The organism is Acinetobacter sp. AOR14_HL, from assembly GCF_027855175.1.
In the GTDB taxonomy this organism is placed as follows: domain Bacteria; phylum Pseudomonadota; class Gammaproteobacteria; order Pseudomonadales; family Moraxellaceae; genus Acinetobacter; species Acinetobacter calcoaceticus.
Window position 1 is genome coordinate 104,104 of sequence record NZ_JAKTII010000002.1, and the last position, 16,355, is coordinate 120,458.

Annotated in this window: 20 protein-coding genes and 1 riboswitch; of the genes, 6 read left to right on the forward strand and 14 right to left on the reverse strand. The window is 38.0% G+C overall.

Annotated features, from left to right (window positions below; genetic code table 11):
* Positions 1-80: 80 nt before the first annotated feature.
* Positions 81-725, forward strand: a complete 645-nt coding sequence (locus tag MKL38_RS00690; protein ID WP_270902205.1) for an A1S_1983 family putative colistin resistance protein — start codon at positions 81-83, stop codon at positions 723-725.
* 49 nt (positions 726-774) lie between these two features.
* Here MKL38_RS00690 and MKL38_RS00695 read toward each other — a convergent pair whose 3' ends face one another.
* From MKL38_RS00695 to MKL38_RS00725, 7 genes are all read right to left on the reverse strand, one after another.
* Positions 775-2,019 carry a D-amino acid dehydrogenase gene (locus MKL38_RS00695; RefSeq protein WP_270902206.1) on the reverse strand — a complete coding sequence of 415 codons (1,245 nt, stop codon included), beginning with the start codon at positions 2,017-2,019 and terminating at the stop codon, positions 775-777.
* 175 nt (positions 2,020-2,194) lie between these two features.
* A riboswitch (glycine riboswitch) is annotated at positions 2,195-2,282 on the reverse strand.
* 150 nt (positions 2,283-2,432) lie between these two features.
* Complete coding sequence (locus tag MKL38_RS00700; protein WP_003652204.1) at positions 2,433-2,924, reverse strand: hypothetical protein; 492 nt, start codon at positions 2,922-2,924, stop codon at positions 2,433-2,435.
* A 335-nt stretch (positions 2,925-3,259) separates the two neighbouring features.
* The gene (locus MKL38_RS00705) at positions 3,260-3,805 is read right to left on the reverse strand and encodes a cysteine hydrolase family protein (protein WP_270902207.1); all 546 of its coding nucleotides are present in this window, start codon (positions 3,803-3,805) and stop codon (positions 3,260-3,262) included.
* 304 nt (positions 3,806-4,109) lie between these two features.
* Positions 4,110-4,340, reverse strand: a complete 231-nt coding sequence (locus MKL38_RS00710; protein ID WP_270902208.1) for a hypothetical protein — start codon at positions 4,338-4,340, stop codon at positions 4,110-4,112.
* A gap of 270 nt (positions 4,341-4,610) precedes the next feature.
* Positions 4,611-4,928, reverse strand: coding sequence for a hypothetical protein (locus tag MKL38_RS00715; protein ID WP_270902209.1), 318 nt, complete (start codon positions 4,926-4,928; stop codon positions 4,611-4,613).
* A gap of 203 nt (positions 4,929-5,131) precedes the next feature.
* Entirely contained in the window at positions 5,132-6,526 is a 1,395-nt protein-coding gene (gene fumC / locus MKL38_RS00720) for a class II fumarate hydratase (RefSeq protein WP_270902210.1), read from the reverse strand.
* A 116-nt stretch (positions 6,527-6,642) separates the two neighbouring features.
* Positions 6,643-7,650: an NAD-dependent epimerase/dehydratase family protein gene (locus tag MKL38_RS00725; protein ID WP_045431017.1), complete on the reverse strand. Its 1,008-nt coding sequence runs from the start codon at positions 7,648-7,650 to the stop codon at positions 6,643-6,645.
* Between the two features lie 65 nt (positions 7,651-7,715).
* Between MKL38_RS00725 and tusD the strand changes: the two genes are divergently transcribed.
* Genes tusD through MKL38_RS00745 form a run of 4 tightly spaced genes read left to right on the forward strand, consistent with a single transcriptional unit; the run spans position 7,716 to position 9,111 of the window.
* Positions 7,716-8,084: a sulfurtransferase complex subunit TusD gene (gene tusD / locus MKL38_RS00730; protein WP_003652216.1), complete on the forward strand. Its 369-nt coding sequence runs from the start codon at positions 7,716-7,718 to the stop codon at positions 8,082-8,084.
* 44 nt (positions 8,085-8,128) lie between these two features.
* Positions 8,129-8,479 carry a hypothetical protein gene (locus MKL38_RS00735; RefSeq protein ID WP_003652218.1) on the forward strand — a complete coding sequence of 117 codons (351 nt, stop codon included), beginning with the start codon at positions 8,129-8,131 and terminating at the stop codon, positions 8,477-8,479.
* 17 nt (positions 8,480-8,496) lie between these two features.
* The gene (locus tag MKL38_RS00740) at positions 8,497-8,781 is read left to right on the forward strand and encodes a DsrH like protein (protein WP_270902211.1); all 285 of its coding nucleotides are present in this window, start codon (positions 8,497-8,499) and stop codon (positions 8,779-8,781) included.
* Between the two features lie 18 nt (positions 8,782-8,799).
* Positions 8,800-9,111 (forward strand): TusE/DsrC/DsvC family sulfur relay protein, encoded by a 312-nt coding sequence (locus MKL38_RS00745; protein WP_003652222.1) that lies wholly within the window; start codon positions 8,800-8,802, stop codon positions 9,109-9,111.
* A 2-nt stretch (positions 9,112-9,113) separates the two neighbouring features.
* Here the strand turns inward: MKL38_RS00745 and MKL38_RS00750 are convergent, their stop codons facing one another.
* Positions 9,114-9,977 carry a DMT family transporter gene (locus MKL38_RS00750; protein ID WP_270902212.1) on the reverse strand — a complete coding sequence of 288 codons (864 nt, stop codon included), beginning with the start codon at positions 9,975-9,977 and terminating at the stop codon, positions 9,114-9,116.
* 123 nt (positions 9,978-10,100) lie between these two features.
* Here MKL38_RS00750 and MKL38_RS00755 point away from each other — a divergent pair, with 123 nt between their 5' ends.
* A complete protein-coding gene (locus MKL38_RS00755) occupies positions 10,101-11,492 on the forward strand; it encodes an aminotransferase-like domain-containing protein (protein WP_270902213.1) in 1,392 nt (463 codons plus the stop codon).
* Positions 11,493-11,508: 16 nt separating this feature from the next.
* On the opposite strand, the gene MKL38_RS00760 is transcribed toward MKL38_RS00755, so the two are convergent.
* From MKL38_RS00760 to moaA, 6 genes are all read right to left on the reverse strand, one after another.
* A complete protein-coding gene (locus MKL38_RS00760; protein ID WP_004643133.1) occupies positions 11,509-11,991 on the reverse strand; it encodes a winged helix-turn-helix transcriptional regulator in 483 nt (160 codons plus the stop codon).
* A gap of 218 nt (positions 11,992-12,209) precedes the next feature.
* Positions 12,210-13,445 carry a molybdopterin molybdotransferase MoeA gene (locus tag MKL38_RS00765; protein WP_270902214.1) on the reverse strand — a complete coding sequence of 412 codons (1,236 nt, stop codon included), beginning with the start codon at positions 13,443-13,445 and terminating at the stop codon, positions 12,210-12,212.
* Positions 13,445-14,368 (reverse strand): bifunctional molybdenum cofactor biosynthesis protein MoaC/MoaB, encoded by a 924-nt coding sequence (gene moaCB, locus MKL38_RS00770; protein WP_270902215.1) that lies wholly within the window; start codon positions 14,366-14,368, stop codon positions 13,445-13,447. Before moaCB ends, MKL38_RS00765 begins: the two co-directional genes overlap by 1 nt.
* 23 nt (positions 14,369-14,391) lie before the next feature.
* Complete coding sequence (locus tag MKL38_RS00775; RefSeq protein WP_270902216.1) at positions 14,392-14,880, reverse strand: molybdenum cofactor biosynthesis protein MoaE; 489 nt, start codon at positions 14,878-14,880, stop codon at positions 14,392-14,394.
* Between the two features lie 3 nt (positions 14,881-14,883).
* Positions 14,884-15,138 carry a MoaD/ThiS family protein gene (locus tag MKL38_RS00780; RefSeq protein ID WP_270902217.1) on the reverse strand — a complete coding sequence of 85 codons (255 nt, stop codon included), beginning with the start codon at positions 15,136-15,138 and terminating at the stop codon, positions 14,884-14,886.
* Complete coding sequence (gene moaA / locus MKL38_RS00785; protein WP_270902218.1) at positions 15,139-16,179, reverse strand: GTP 3',8-cyclase MoaA; 1,041 nt, start codon at positions 16,177-16,179, stop codon at positions 15,139-15,141.
* Positions 16,180-16,355: the final 176 nt, after the last annotated feature.

Sequence of the window (16,355 nt, forward strand, 5' to 3'; positions counted from 1 at the left end):
AAAACTTAAGAAATCTTGTATTCAGCCTTTCTGTTTCGCTATAGTACACCTAGCAAAGTAGACTGAAAGTATAAGCGATCATGCTGTCTAATACTGATATGAATCAATTGAAAAGATTAAGTTTTGCCGTGACACTGAGTTGTTTATGTTCATCTCTTGTCTTTGCAGAATCAATAGACTGCTCCAACTCTGGAACTGAGCTTAAAATCTGCTCAAAAACATTTAGTGAATCGAAGAAACAACTCGATAATAAATATCTTTCCGCATATTTAGTTACTGATGCCCCCTTACAGCTTTTACAGGATACACAAAAGTTATGGTCTAAACATACTCAGCAATGCAAGAGTAATACATGCATTCAGCAACAGTTTGATTTACGTACTGATGACTTAAATTTTTATGCATCACTTAAGCAAACGCTTACCCAACATTATCTTAAGTTTGAAAATGGACGTATAGCTGCACAACCTGTTCATATTCAAGTCCACCAGCTTGCAAAGGATAAAATCAAGATTGAAGGAATCGCATACCGCAATCCAAATAACCGTAAAGAAACTCAAACGATTTCCCTAATGGCCTATAGTTCACCTGAACAAAAAAGTGAAATTTTGGACAATGAGCACAACTGTAAATATCAGTTTAATTTTCAAAAAGCTTTACTTAATGTGAAAACCCAACAAAAAGGCTGTGAGCGATTTAGCGGAATCTACCGATTATATGATTAATTTAATACTTAAAATAAAAGCCAGTGTTTAAACACTGGCTTTTTACTTTCTAGACCGGATATTTTTGAGCAATATCCTGACCCACTAAAACTGCTGTCGCCGCAGACAAAGTCCAACCTAAGTGCCCATGTCCGGTATTATAGAAAATACGCGGTTGTTTAGACTGCTTCACCACAGGCAGCATATTAGGCATCATCGGTCTTAGTCCAGCCCAAGGTACGACATGCTCAGTTGAAATATCGAAATTACGGTTTACCCAATTTACTAAAGGTTGAATACGATCAGCCCGTATGTCGCGGTTGTAACCGTTAAATTCAGCAGTCCCTGCCACGCGCAACCGATCTTTACCTAAACGAGAAGTCACGATTTTAGCACTTTCATCTAGTAAACTTACCCACGGTGCATTCTTTACACTTTGCTCATCTTTTAATTGCACGGTAATTGAATAACCTTTTACGGGATAAACATTTACTCGCTCACCAATCATATCGGCGAGTTGATAACTCCCTACACCACCACAAACTACAAGCACATCACCTTCGATCTGGATGCTATCGGATTCAACAAGATAAGGGTGCTCTGTACTTGGCTGACAACTTACGATCACTTTGTCTGAATGACACTTAATATCTGTGACTTCCAAACCAAATTTATACTCAACACCGTATTGTTTAGTCTTTTCAGCCAAAGAGGTTGAATATTTATGAATATCCCCCGTTGCATCACTTGGCGTGTAATAACCACCAAAATATTCACCCGTTAACGATGGCTCTATCGTTTTCATTTCATCAGGTGAAACTGAATAGCGTTCCAATTTACCTTTATTCAAAACATCATTGACTTGTTTAGCGATCTCGTAATCGGCCTTACTATGATACATATGAAGAATGCCACGTTTCTCCAAATCAAACTGAAGTTGCTCTTTTTCTGCAACTTCAAACAAGCGCTTACGGGCGAGTAATGCCAATCGAACCGTCTCGATCGTATTAGCTTCATAGTTTTTAATATGGGATAAGAACTCAACCAGCCAACTATACTTATGCAAACTAAATGAAGGATTCAGTAATAGCGGCGCATCTTTTTGTCTCATCCACTTAAAGCCTTTAACTACAGTGGCTTTTTGGTTCCATACTTCGGCATTACAAGCCGATAATTGCCCTCCATTGGCAAAAGATGTTTCCATTGCAGGATATAGATGTCGATCAATCACTGTGACTTGATAACCCAGTTGCGATAATTCATAGGCAGAGGTAACCCCTGTGATTCCCGCACCTATCACAATAACATGTGGCATAACAGACTCCTCAGAAATGCAAAACATTTCATCAGTACAGCCCATCTGTCATTGGTACCTGAGAGTTTCGACCCCAACGTTACCTTTTAACGTTTAGATCTTCCCCTTCGGTGAGTTTATAATTTATAAGTTATTATTTTCACTTCTTATAAATCTAAGCTTCTCTCCAGATTTTTTAATTATTACAGTCCTTCTGCCTGAGAGTTTCCGGGCTTGTTGCTCCTTCGGCGGGTTCTTTCGAACCTCTCTCCCGCAATAATTTTGTATTTATATAAGCAATGTATCTGCCACTTTAAAAAAAACGCATTCTTTTCTTGTAAACTTTTGTACCGATAATTATCAAGTTATAAATCATTAATTTAATTATAAAAATAAAAAAGGTGAATCTTTATGAATTCACCTTTTGTGTTTAATTAGAGTTTTCCGTTGAGCACTGGGTCTGAAACTGTACCCTTCCATTGCTCACGCAAGGTTGGTAAATAAAATTTCTCACCAATAGTGACCAACTCTGCATCAATCAATGCGTGAACTTCGTGCATAAAAATATAATCAAGTGCAACCAAAGAGAGTTCATGATTTTTTTGGGCAGTTTTTTTGCGTTTCGCTTGAGCTTGTTTCACTAACTCATTCGCAAAATTTTTATCTTTATAAGCCGTAATTGCATTTAAACGAAGTTCAATAACACCCCATCCAGCCAATAGCTTTTTAAAGACATCAAAATCTTCTGAAGTTGATTCCCATGTTACATTTTCTAGATCGTTATCATCAGGTAAAACTGGCAATAACAGGTCACCTGTACTTGGGAAAATCTTTTTAAGATTTAACAGAAACTTAACAGGCTGATCACCGGGATAATCATTAAATTGCACATGTTGTTCGGTATCTGTTAAATAAATAGAGAGCATTCAAAATATCCTTAGCTAAGCTTCTGTTTTTAATTACTTTATCATCAATTCTGCAAATTAGATGCAAAACAAAAACAATATAAAAACAGGACAAGGTGCGCATTTTAACAATTATGACAGCTTATTCAACGCTAATTCGCCATTAGTTAGTGAAACTTACACCCTCTTGACAAAAAGCCCTCCGAAAAGAGCTCTTTGTTGATGCAGGCTCAATTCTTGCCATCGCTATAAATCCTACCAATAACTTGTCTTTAGCAGGGTTTCTTGTGCCGTAATAGATACACAGCTAATAAGACTTTTTGAATAAAATTGTTCATTTTATGTCTAAATTAAATTTAAGAAATAAACTCTGCTGTAGTTTTTAACTGAGCAAAAGCATTTCTTAAAACTTGATTATGATGATCAATGATTTGCGGAGCATTTAAAGCTGCCGAATCAGTTGTTGTATGTGCATCTGAAATTAGTGTCACTTTATATCCATAATCTGAAGCAGCCCTAACAGTAGTATCAATACAATATTCAGTTTTCATTCCAGTAACTATGATTTCATCAATATCAAGTTTCTCTAATACTTCTTTTAAAACAGTATTTTTAAAGCTGCTAGGGTACATTTTTTCAATGACTGTATCTTTATGTGGATTAAAAGATAAGTCTGTAATTAGTTGAGTGTTCGGGCCGTTTGGATCTAATGGTGTACCTTTCTCACCGACATGCCGAATAAAGATAATTGGTCTATCATTCAACCAGCAATATTCAATAAGGCTAAGAATATTTGAAAGTACAAGTTTGACATTATGTGGCTTAGGGTCCCCGTTAAATAAGCCATTTTGCATATCAATGACGAGTAAAGCCGATTTTGAGTTACTACTGAGTTTTTTCATAATCTTTCTCTGTAAAACCAATAATGAACAGAGAAAAATTAACCCAGCCATTATTGGCTGGGTTTGGTTATCTTATTAAGTCACTTTAATAAAAAAATCACACACAGCCTTCCTTAAAGGTCGTGGTGGTGGTAGTAATTTTATTCAATAAACAGTTCATTTGTTTTAACTGCCTTAATTAAAGCGTGATTAACCATACCATAGCTTTTTCAAAAGAAACAAAGCTTTTTAATTTTTTTACTCTGTGAAGTACTTTTTACTCTTAATTAGTTCTTACAGAAATATCTCATACTAAAAAGCTAATTTATTTAACCGACAGTAAGTATTCATATGCTGTTTTTTCATCACTCTGTAGTTTAATGATTGCATCAGTTTCATCATTCAAAGTAAGGTTAAATACCTTCTCACCATCATAAGAAATTTGATGGCCCATACGGAATTCTGAATCAATTGACTCAAGAATAATAAAATTCCCTTCGATATTCGAAGCAATATAGTAAGTATTGTTCCGATGAACATATCTAATTGTGTACATCACTATTTAAATTCCATCTAAAAAATTATGTTTTTTCTTAAATAATAAAAAAGCTCGCTTCCTCTTCTCAAGCAGAAATGAAGCTAGTGAAAAAAGATCCGCCCTTCTTTTGATTTCTAGCACTAATCGTTCAGCGCCAAACTAATATATAAATATTACAGAAATACTTAACAATAAAAAACCCCGCCATTAGTCGATACTTAGTCGGGTTTCTTATACCGTTATATGTCTGAGAGAACTAACTCTCCGATGGGCTAACTTGTATTTAAATTAATCTTTACACTTAACTTTTAAAACGGCTGCTTTGGTATTTACTGGAATTAGCAGTGCTGAATTATAGACACTATGATGATTTACGATTTTGTTATTGCTATCCAACTCATCAAAACCTTTATCTTTACATATTTCCTCTGCTTTCCCGATTAACTTTGACCTCAAAGCTTCTCTTGAACCAAATGCATTACTTTGAGCATGAAGTTGGTAAACACCAGGATTCACCTCAGCTACAGTAGGTGGAAACATTTGTAGACAACCGGACAAGGTACAAGCTGTTATTGCTAAAACAACTATTGATTTAGTCTTTTTCATTTATTGGAGCTTAGAATAAAATAACGTAGCAAAATTAAAGTCTAGATATGACATTAGTATTTCAAGGTATAAAAAAAGCCCACTTTTTCAAGCAGGCCTTCCCCTTATGATTTTTTGCGCTGATCATTCAGGACTTTTGTTGTACTTAGCAACTCGCGGATATTACAGAAGTATTTGACAATAAAAAAGCCCATCAGAAGAGATTATTTACTATTTGGTGAAACCATTTTTTCAGGTTTAACCACTTCATCAAATTGCTCTGCCGTAACTAAACCAAGCTCAACAGCAACCTGCTTTAAAGTTTTATTTTCTTTATAAGCGGTCTTGGCAACTTTTGCAGAATTTTCATAACCAATCACTGGATTTAAAGCAGTGACCAACATGAGAGAGTTATGTAAGAAGTGATCAATTTTATCCTGATTAGGCTCAATTCCCACCGCACAGTGATCATTAAAACTATTACAAACATCGCCAAGCAACTGAATAGACTGCAATAAGTTGTAAGCAATCACTGGCATAAATACGTTTAATTCAAAGTTACCTGAAGCGCCTGCCACATTAATGGTCGTATCATTTCCAAGCACTTGAGCAACAACCATGGTCATTGCTTCACTTTGTGTTGGGTTTACTTTGCCTGGCATAATACTTGAACCAGGTTCATTTTCAGGAATACGGATTTCACCGAAACCACAACGTGGACCACTGGCCAACCAGCGAATATCGTTCGCAATTTTATTTAAACTGACTGCAAGCGTTTTTAATGCACCAGAAGCAAAAACAGCAGCATCACGTCCTGCAAGTGCTTCAAATTTGTTTGGAGCAGTCACAAATGGTAAGCCCGTAAGTAAAGCAAGCTGATCCGCTGCTTTCACTGCATAGTCAGGATGTGCATTTAGCCCTGTACCTACCGCAGTACCACCTAATGGTAATTCATATAAGCCTGTTAATGCCTGTTGCAAACGAACTAATCCATGCTCAAGCTGAGAGACATAGCCACTGAATTCTTGACCTAATGTTAATGGCGTTGCGTCTTGTAAATGGGTACGACCAATTTTAACAATAGATTGAAACTCATCAGATTTCTTTTGCAAAGTCGCTTTAAGCTGCTCTACAGCTGGAATGAGTAATTCATTAATTTGCAAACTTGCAGCAACATGGATTGCCGTTGGAAATGAGTCGTTCGTTGATTGAGCACGATTGACATGGTCATTTGGATGTACAGGTTTTTGGGCACCTAACACTTGACCTAATTTTTGGTTTGCAATATTTGCAATCACTTCATTGCAGTTCATGTTACTTTGCGTACCAGAACCAGTCTGCCATACAACTAAAGGAAACTGGGAATCCCATTTACCATCAATTACTTCTTCAGCCGCGCCCACAATATATTGGCTCAAATCTTGCGGTAACTGTTCAAGTTCAGCATTGGTTATCGCAGCAGCCTTTTTTACTAGCCCCATTGCTCGAATCATGGCACGTGGTAATCGTTCTTGCCCGATTTTAAAGTTCTGTAAGCTGCGTTGAGTCTGTGCTCCCCACAATGCTTCATTTGGAACTTCAATCTCACCCATAGTGTCATGTTCAATTCGTGTTTGCATAGAAACCTCAGTTGTCTGGTTAAAGAACTTACGGGCTGAAGCAAGTATTTGCTCTGGCTAATTAATTTTTAATATCGTACTCAAGCATTCCATTATTGTAAATAAGAATCATTATCTTATCTTCCATTTAATGTATTTTGATAAAAACGCCATTCATCTTCAATCATTTGTTTTAACGAGCGTTTAGGTGTCCATTGCAATAATGTTTTTGCTTTCGTTATGTCTGCCCCAACCTGCCCTAACTCAACATGTTTATAAATCGCAGGTTGAGTCGCAATTTCAGCTTGAGTTACCTGTGAAATTTCATCTAGTAATTGACGAATAGAGTGAACTTGGTCATGGGCAATATTGAATGCCTCACAACAATGTGTTTGATCACGTAGCCAATGTAAGCTTGCAGTTACAGCTTCACACACATCTAAAACGTGTAGAAAACTGCGCTCAGTCGTATGGTCTGATGTTTCAGCTTGATCTTGTAATTCAATCAAATCGCGTTGCATTGCTGCAACTTGCATCGCAAGCGGTACAATATTTTTAGGTAGCTGTGCGACATACTCTCCGAGTACCCCATGTTCAAATGCACCTACAATATTAGATAAGCGCAAAATCGCAATTTTCCACTCATGATCAATTTTATAAGTATCACGGATAATTTCTTCAATCATCTGTTGAGACTTAATATAAGGATTAGGATAAGTGTAATTAAATTCTTCTGTTTCGCTTAATTGCAAACCAGATTTTCCATAAGCTGCAAGGCTTGACAGCTGAATAAAGTGACGAACACCTGTGCGTTGCATGGCACGCAGTAAACTCATGATGCAACTTACATTATCATTATAATATTCAAGAGGTTTAAGATTAGATTCTTCAATTGATTTAAACCCAGCAGTATGAATAACTGCATCAATTGAATATTGCTCGAAGACCTTATTCAATGCTGGTGTATTACGTACATCAAGTTTAACAAATGGAACGTACATACCAGAAATAAACTCTAGCCGTTCCAGCGTTTGCAAGGTCGAATTAGCCAAATTATCGACAATTACCACTTCTTGCCCTTGGGCCATTAGACTCAAAGCAATGTGTGAACCGATAAAGCCTAAACCACCTGTCACTAAAATCATTGTATACTTACCTTTCTCTTAATGCATCTACGCCCATTTAGACGTATGACCATAGTGAATTCTTAATGAGTACATTACTACTAATTACCTCTGCTCCTACTTCCATTCATGCTTGGCATGCGTTAGGACTTGCCCAGGCACTCAAAAGTAAAAATGAAGACTTTCGTGTATTCTTTTACCAAGACGGTGTGCAGGTTGCTAATGATTTTCAATGGGTTCCTGACGACCAGCGTAATTTAACGCATGAATGGCAAAAGCTTTCGATTCGACTTCCTGTATGTGTGAGTGCTGCCCTCGCTCGTGGTATTACCGATGCAGAAAATGCCAGTCGCCATCACCTTACTCATTACAACCTTGCCAAAGACTTTCAACTCGTCGGGTTAGGTGAACTTGCTGATGCGGTACAGTCAGCATCTCGTCTTATTCAATTTTAAGTTACTTTGTTTGCTTAGATTGTTGCTTTTAAAAGGTATATTGTGTGAAATCTGTACTCGTCATTTTAAGCCAAGCCAACTTAACTAGTCTTCAAATCAATGAAAGCCTTTCCGCTACTATGGTTTTAGCAACCTTTGGCTCGCCAGTCAAAGTATTATTGAAAGATGCTGCTCTTAGTCTCTTGCAAAATGACCTGAGCTTTAACCAGTTTCATCATACCTTCAAAGTAGCATCAAATATGGTCGAAAGCTTTGAATTTTATGATTTAAGCCCCATTCTTATCGAAAGCAAAAATCAACAAAATCCTTTTGTTCAGCAAACAGAACAAGAGCTCGAATTCATTCAGTTAAATAATGAGTTCATTCAGTCTTTTGACCATGTCTTATATTGGTAGATGAAGGTGTAAATTTAATGAATCCATCAACACTTTATCTCGTGCAATCTACTTATCACAATACACCGAATGTTATTGATGAATTAGGTCATCTTTATCAGGTAGGTGACCAAATTATTTTTATGGGTGACTCTGTTGCGCGGCTTTCAACTCAAATTATTCAACAGTTTAAATCTGTTTCATGCTTAAGCATCGAAAAAGATTTACTCGATACAGATACTTTAGCTCAGATGAATGTATTGGACTATGATCAATTTGCAGATTTAGTTTTAACTTTTAATCGCTGTATTTCTCTTAAATAATAGATTTAGGCTAGTTTCATGAATTTAGAATTAGACCAAGATGGTCATTTGGTTGATTATACAATTTGGAATCCTGAAGTTGCACAAGAGCTTGCCAAGTCACTTGATCTTGAACTAACCGATTGGCATTTCGAAGTTTTAGCTGCTGTGCGTCAGTTTTATCAACAGTTTGGTCACTCTCCAGCAACTCGTCCACTGATTAAATTTTTAATGAAAACCGTAAGTCCAGATATTAACAATGCCGTTTTACAGCAACAATTTAATACTGGTTTAGTTGCCCGCCATTTAAGTCGTTTGGCAGGTGTTCCTAAACCAGCAAATTGTTTATAAAGCTAAGCAAACTTTTTAGCAGCAGCGACGCATAAAAGGGTCGCTGCTGTAACCACCAACATCGACCAGCTCACATGTTCATGCAATAAGGCTGCCGCAATGGCTAGACCCATTAAAGGTTGTAAGAGTTGTAATTGACTAATCGCAGCAATTCCACCTTGTGCGAGTCCTTTATACCAAAAAAAGAAACCAATAAGCATGCTAAACAAAGACACATAAACGAGACCGACTAGAGCTGATGCCGATATATTCTGGAAAGAAGTAGGCATATAAAAAATAGTAAGAAACAGCATGAAGGGTAATGATAAAATGAGCGCCCAACAAATGACCTGCCACCCGCCTATTTTTCTTGAAAGTACACCGCCTTCTGCGTAGCCAAAGCCACAGAAAATAATCGCCATCAACATATAAAAGTCCCCTATTCCAAGTGATGTATCACCAGAAATAAAAAACATATAAGCGAAAACAACCGCACTCCCCAAGACTGCAAATATCCAGAAAAATTGATTCGGCTTTTCTCCACCTCTCAGTACAGCAAATATTGCAGTTGCAAGTGGCAAAAGACTAACAAAGACAATTGAGTGAGCTGCATTCATATATTGCAAAGCGAGGGCGGTAAATAACGGAAAACCAATCACCACCCCTATAGCAACAATGGCAAGAGGCCACCAATCTTGTTTGGCTGGTTTCTTTTGTTTTAAAACCAATATAAGAATAAGTCCTAAAATACCAGCAATTGCCGCACGTGCTGCGGTTAGAAAGCCCGGTTCAAACCCCATTACAGCTACACGTGTTGCGGGTAGTGACCCTGCAAAAATAGCCACGCCAATAAAACCATTTACCCAGCCATTCATAAACCTATTCATAATTTTCTCCGTCACTATACGAAGAATTTAAGCTGTGCTAAGGTGATTAAACCAGATACAAAGCAGTACAATTTAAAAGAACTGTTATGTACTCACAACCAGTACAGTTGAGATTGCCAGCCCGTGAACCAGAGCAAAACAAAAATTGAAATTGTCATTTCAGAGATTGAGCAACAAATAAAAAATCGATCTTTAATGCCCGGAGCACGCTTACCTTCTGTTCGTAAATTAGCAAATGATCTTGGCTTTTCAGTATCAACTGTTGTAGAAGCGTATGAAAGATTAATTGCTTTAGGCAAAATCGAATCAAGAACTGGATCTGGTTTTTATATTGTTGGTCCGCTCGCACCCTTAGCTTTAAGTGAGTTAGGCCCTAAATTAGATCGTTCAGTTGATCCATTATGGATTTCGCGTCAGTCTTTAGAAGCGAAAGCAGATGTTTTTAAGCCCGGCTGCGGTTGGCTACCCGATGAATGGATGCCACTAGACAGTATTCGTAAAGCTTTAAGGATGGCTGCAAGGAGTTCAGACGCTTGTTTAATGGGTTATTCAACCCCGTTAGGATTACCACCTTTGCGGGATTTATTAGCAAGACGTGCACAATCAAAAGGAATAGATGCAAATCTGAATCAAGTACTTTTAACAGATTCTGGTACTCAATCGATCGATTTAGTTTTCCGGTTTTTACTAAAGCCCGATGACGTCGTTCTGATTGATGATCCTTGTTATTTTAACTTTCATGCATTGCTTAAAGTTCATCAAGTCAAGGTCATTGGTATCCCGTACACACCAACAGGTCCAGACTTAGAAGCATTTAAAGAAGCAATTGATACTTATAACCCACGTCTTTATATCACCAACTCAGGAATTCACAATCCAACTGGAGCAACGCTTTCTCTTTCTACTGCGCACCAACTCTTAAAATTGATTGAGCAATCTAACTTAATAGTAGTTGAAGACGATATTTTCTCAGATTTTGAATATACACCAGCACCTAGGCTCGCGGCTTTAGATAATCTTTCACGCGTCATCTTTATTGGAAGCTTTTCTAAAACATTATCAGCGTCTATTCGCTGTGGTTATATTATTGCCAAACCTGAATGGATGGATCAGCTCACCGACCTAAAAATTGCCACCAGTTTTTCTCACAATGGTGTTTCTGCTGAAGTTTTGCTTACCGCTTTAACAGATGGCTCTTATCGTAAACATATAGAACTATTAAAAGTTCGTTTAGCAAAAGCAATGCACGATACCATTACAAAACTTGAACCTCTGGGTATAAAGCCATGGATTAAGCCTCAAGCGGGAATTTTTGTTTGGTGCCATTTGCCACAGGGTATTGAAGCTTCAAAAATTGCGAAATATTGTATTAATCATAATGTTATTCTTGCGCCAGGCAATGCTTTTAGCCAAGCTCCTAATGCTGGTCAATTCATACGTTTTAATGTAACACAGTCAAATCATGACCACATTTATAAGACTCTAGCTGATGCTATTCAACAAGAGTCTTCATAATTTATAGAGAGAAAAATTAAGCTTGTTTCTGTTTTTGTTCAATATATGCAAAATAACCTGGCCCAGCTGAAACTTGCACTTGTTTTGCATGTAAAGGTTCATGGCAAACCGAACATACCATGACTGGTTCAAACTTATGTCCACAAGTTTTATGACGATATTCTAGTGGCTTGCCTAAGCCTTGGTCCATCCATTTATCTGCCCAATTCGCCATAGACAAAATAATTGGATAAAGTTCAAAGCCCTTATCCGTAAGTTTGTATTCAAAGCGTTCTTGACGATCAAAATAAGGAGCTTTGGCTAATATTTCATATTCAACCAAACGTTTTAAACGATCTGAAAGGACATGACGAGTTACGCCTAATGATTTTTGAAAATCGTCAAAACGTCGTATTCCCATAAAAGCATTACGTAATATTAGCATCGTCCATCGATCGCCAATCACTGATAGCATACGAGCAACCGAACAAGGTTGATCACCGATGTCATCCCATTTCATCTTTATGCGTTCCTCGATATTTCCTAGCCCAACGGCCCTATTGTTTATACCCTAAACCACTTACTACGATTTATGCAAGATTCATTATAAAAATAACTTCTTATCCACTTTATAAAAAAATTTTCATTATGAAAAAAGAGAAAGTTATTATTAAAAATTGCTAAATAAATATAACCCACTCATTTTTCATAATGAGTCATATTTACCATCTTTTATAATTAATTTGAAATAAATACGCCCTTTAATATATTGCCTGCTTCCAGTTTTACACCTGCCGGAATACGAACCAGACAATTGGCCTGCATTAAATTACTCAGCATATGTGATTGCTGTTTTGCCAGACTTTTTATTTTAAGCTGTCCATTTTCAAAATAAGCATACATTCGTAAAAAACGTTCACGTGCATCTTCTTTTAAGTCATGATCTAAAATCGCACTAAACCACTCCGGCCCTGTTTGATTTCCCTGTAGGGTATCTAGTAATGCCTTACCATACACCTGCATAGACACATAGACCGCAGCGGGATTACCCGGCAAACCGAGCAAATAACAACAATGATCTGTTTCTAGGTTTGAATATTCAGCAAAGAATAGCGGTTTCCCAGGTTTCTGTTTTACTTTCCAAAAGATTTGTTCAAAACCAACCTCAAAAGCACATGGTCGTACAAAGTCATAATCACCTACAGATACACCACCTGTGGTTATAATGACATCATGGCTGTCTTTTAACTGATTAAAGTAATGCGTGACTTGCTCTGCCTCATCTGCCACATGAATCAGTTCAACATCCAAGCCATAATCTTCAAACCAAGCTTTTAATAATGGTCCATTTGCATCAAAGATTTTGCCGTCGACAAGATCTTCTGCCGTTTCTGCAACTTCATCACCAGTCACCAAAACAGCGACTTTCGGTGCACGATAAACTTCAACCGTTTGCACACCTGCCATACTTAAGGCAGCTAAGCTTCCAATATTAAGAAACTGTCCAGTTTGTGCCAGCAATTGTTCTTTCTGGACTTCTTCACCTGTAAATCGAATATCAGCTTGGGGACGTATATGCTCAGTTAAGCAAATTTCTTGGGTCGAAAGAACTGATATAATTTCCTGCCGAGCAACATGTGTTGTTCCTTCTGGAATTTTACCGCCTGTGAATATACGAATAGCCTGACCTTCATGAAGGGTGTCATGGCTCTCACTTCCCGCTCGAATCTCGCCCGTAACCTGAAATTTTTGATTATTTAAATCTTCCGCATGGCTACAAAGTGCATAACCATCTACAGCACTTTGAGAAAAGCTTGGAAGATTAATTTCTGAATAAATTTCTTTAGCGAGATATCTGCTTAGACTGTTTTGAAGAACTTGGTTAATCGAACCCAACTTTTTTGGCTGCTTAACAATCAACTCAAGTGCTTCATCTACACTAATTAATCCACGCTCTGTACCACAACCTGACATTACTCATATCCTCCCGGATGCGGTAAATCACGGCACACATCAAAAATATGAACGAGGGCTGGTAAAATAGCTGCCATTGATTCACTTGCTCCACCGCGGCTTCCCGGTAAAGTCACCACCAATGAGCGATCAATAAAACCTGCTACCCCACGAGACATTGCAGCATAAGGTGTGCGTTTTTGTCCAAAGGATCGTGCAGCTTCCATTAAGCCGTCTAGCTTACGCTCAAGAAGTGGCTCTAGCGTATCGACCGTAATGTCACGCTTACCAATTCCCGTTCCACCGACCGTCATAATGCAAGCATATGACTTACTCAGCTCAAGCACTAAGTTTTTTAAAGTATCCGCCTCATCAGGCAAAATTTGATAATGAATCGGATCGAATCCTGCTTCAGTTAAAGTTTCTACCACAGACTTTCCGGCTGTATCGGGTTTTCTACCGGCTGCAACAGTGTCGGATAACACAATGACTGCTGCCGAAACGGGTTGACGAAGAACACGTTTAAAGTGCGATTTTCCGCCCTTTTTCTTAAGCAGTTTACATTGATCCATCCAGAGTTCTTCTGGCTCACAATGCGGTTTCAACATGTCGTAAATGGTTAAACCTGCAAGGCTTGCAGCCGTGAGGGCTTCCATTTCTACCCCAGTAGGGCCAATCGTTTCGACCACGGTAATAATCTTTACAAAATCATGTTCTAGTTCATATTCAACATCTGCACGATAAATCGGTAGTGGATGACACAAAGGAATCAGCTCATCAGTTCGTTTGGCTGCCAAGATTCCTGCCACACGTGCGGTTTTTAATGCATCGCCTTTTTCGGTGTTCCCTTGTCTTAATAACTCAATACAATGTGGAGGCGCATATAAAATCGCTTGTGCTTCAGCAATACGATAACTTTCCGGCTTCATTCCTACGTTTTTCATTATTTATCCTAGTTGTGCATATTTCAGTGTTGGTGTTCATGGCCGGCATGATGGTGGTGATGCTTGTGTTCTTGTGCCGCATCTTTGCGAATACAACAACCTTCTACATAATGACTTGTACCGTCTGTAAAGAACTCTTCTTTAAAAACTGGCACTTCATGTTTCACTCGCTCAACCGCTTCCTCACATGCTTGAAAAGCTTCACGGCGATGGGCTGCATAAGCAATCGCAATAATGGCTGTCTCACCTACATCCAGATGACCAATCCGATGAACGACCCGCACATAAGATACCTGATACTTTTTCTCAATTTCCAGTTCAATTTCACGTATCATTTTTTCAGAAAGTGGCTTATATGACGTATATTTCAACGCTTTAACAGCTTTACCCTCATGGTGATTACGAACCGTACCTATAAAAATATCGATTCCACCACATTCAGGAAATGATTGGATAGGATCAAAAGTATCTAAACTTAAAGCCTGCTCTTGTATACGTGCAAAATCTCGCATGACTCACCCTCCTGCAACTGGTGACAATAAAACCAATGTACATGGCTCACTTAAAGCAGATTGTCTCGTTATGACATTATCGCCAATCGCACATGCACATTTTTCCATGGCTTGTGTAGATTCTGGATGTAATGAAACAATTTCATCTAATACATCTTTAACCAAAATATGATTGGGAAAAACCAACGAAAGGTTTTGAGGAAGCAATTTTTCAATTGCGCCAAACGCTTCGATTTTAATTTGGATAGATTGCTGCATTTATCCCCCAAGCATATGCATACTGATTTTACGGGTTTGTTGATGTTGTAAGGCATGAAAGCCTTTAGCTTTGTGCCAAATATACGGCATAACCATATCTGTTAACTGTTGAATATACATTGCATGATCAGCTGTAGTACGTGCACGTAATAATGATTGAAGCTGCGGTTTAATATTTAGACCTTGCGGGGCAAATAAACAGTTGTAGAGTTCGCCTTGTGCAGTTAACCGTATACGGTCGCATTGATGGCAAAATGAATGAGTGATTGTGGAAATAATCCCAAGAGAGTAACTATTATTGATCAAATATTGGCGTGCTGGCTCATGCTGTTGTTCGACAACCTCTACTGAATAATGTGGTTGCAAAGCTTGTAAAATTTCAGCCTCACTCACTACATCTTTACTTGACCAAAGCGCATCGCCATCAAGCGGCATAAACTCAATAAAACGTAAAGGAATATGATTGGCGATTGACCATTGAACCATCGGTAAGATCTGATCGTCGTTTTTATTTTTCATTAGTACGCAGTTAATTTTGAATGATAATCCTACATCCTTAGCAGCCTGAATACCCTCGAGAACGGGTTCTAATTTTTTCTTGGTTAGCTCTTTAAACTGAATAGCATCAAGACTGTCTAAACTAATATTTAGGTCATCTAATCCCGCATCTTTTAACTGCCTAGCGTATTTTGCAAGGTAATGCCCATTTGTAGTCATTGAAATACGTTTTAGGCCTAACTCTTTCAAAGCTTGTAACTCACGAACAAAATGCACAATGCCTTGACGCATTAATGGTTCGCCGCCTGTAATGCGGATACTTTCAACACCATGTTGCACCATAAAATGACAAAATTGAAACAGTGCCTCAAAACCAAGCAGATCTTGCTTATTCAACCATTCAGGATGTTCAGGCATGCAATATACACACTTAAAATTACAGCGATCAGTTACGGAAATACGTAGCTTTCGCTTTATACGGCCATATTGGTCTTGAAGAACCAAAGGCGTATTTTCAGAGTGATATTGTTTCATCATTTGCACTCATATCGAGAACAGTTCAAATATTGCTGGCACTTTTTCTGAGCAATTAAAATAGAAATTTGCTCTTCTATAGTGCTCTGCTGTTTAAGCAAAATTTGTTCCAATTCTATTTATCATCCATAACTTTTTAGCTTTTTAATAGATCTTTTGCCGCACCATTTCAACTGTAATTTTAT

Bases quoted from the DNA above. Each gene is read 5' to 3' on its own strand.
- MKL38_RS00715 (WP_270902209.1), bottom strand. From the start codon at position 4,928: ATGAAAAAGACTAAATCAATAGTTGTTTTAGCAATAACAGCTTGTACC.
- MKL38_RS00725 (WP_045431017.1), bottom strand. From the start codon at position 7,650: ATGATTTTAGTGACAGGTGGTTTAGGCTTTATCGGTTCACACATTGCT.
- MKL38_RS00710 (WP_270902208.1), bottom strand. From the start codon at position 4,340: ATGTACACAATTAGATATGTTCATCGGAACAATACTTACTATATTGCT.
- MKL38_RS00780 (WP_270902217.1), bottom strand. From the start codon at position 15,138: ATGCAGCAATCTATCCAAATTAAAATCGAAGCGTTTGGCGCAATTGAA.
- MKL38_RS00750 (WP_270902212.1), bottom strand. From the start codon at position 9,977: ATGAATAGGTTTATGAATGGCTGGGTAAATGGTTTTATTGGCGTGGCT.
- MKL38_RS00700 (WP_003652204.1), bottom strand. From the start codon at position 2,924: ATGCTCTCTATTTATTTAACAGATACCGAACAACATGTGCAATTTAAT.
- tusD (WP_003652216.1), top strand. From the start codon at position 7,716: ATGAGTACATTACTACTAATTACCTCTGCTCCTACTTCCATTCATGCT.
- MKL38_RS00740 (WP_270902211.1), top strand. From the start codon at position 8,497: ATGAATCCATCAACACTTTATCTCGTGCAATCTACTTATCACAATACA.
- moaCB (WP_270902215.1), bottom strand. From the start codon at position 14,368: ATGAAAAACGTAGGAATGAAGCCGGAAAGTTATCGTATTGCTGAAGCA.
- fumC (WP_270902210.1), bottom strand. From the start codon at position 6,526: ATGCAAACACGAATTGAACATGACACTATGGGTGAGATTGAAGTTCCA.
- MKL38_RS00705 (WP_270902207.1), bottom strand. From the start codon at position 3,805: ATGAAAAAACTCAGTAGTAACTCAAAATCGGCTTTACTCGTCATTGAT.
- MKL38_RS00760 (WP_004643133.1), bottom strand. From the start codon at position 11,991: ATGAAATGGGATGACATCGGTGATCAACCTTGTTCGGTTGCTCGTATG.
- MKL38_RS00695 (WP_270902206.1), bottom strand. From the start codon at position 2,019: ATGCCACATGTTATTGTGATAGGTGCGGGAATCACAGGGGTTACCTCT.
- MKL38_RS00690 (WP_270902205.1), top strand. From the start codon at position 81: ATGCTGTCTAATACTGATATGAATCAATTGAAAAGATTAAGTTTTGCC.
- MKL38_RS00765 (WP_270902214.1), bottom strand. From the start codon at position 13,445: ATGTCAGGTTGTGGTACAGAGCGTGGATTAATTAGTGTAGATGAAGCA.
- MKL38_RS00775 (WP_270902216.1), bottom strand. From the start codon at position 14,880: ATGCGAGATTTTGCACGTATACAAGAGCAGGCTTTAAGTTTAGATACT.
- MKL38_RS00745 (WP_003652222.1), top strand. From the start codon at position 8,800: ATGAATTTAGAATTAGACCAAGATGGTCATTTGGTTGATTATACAATT.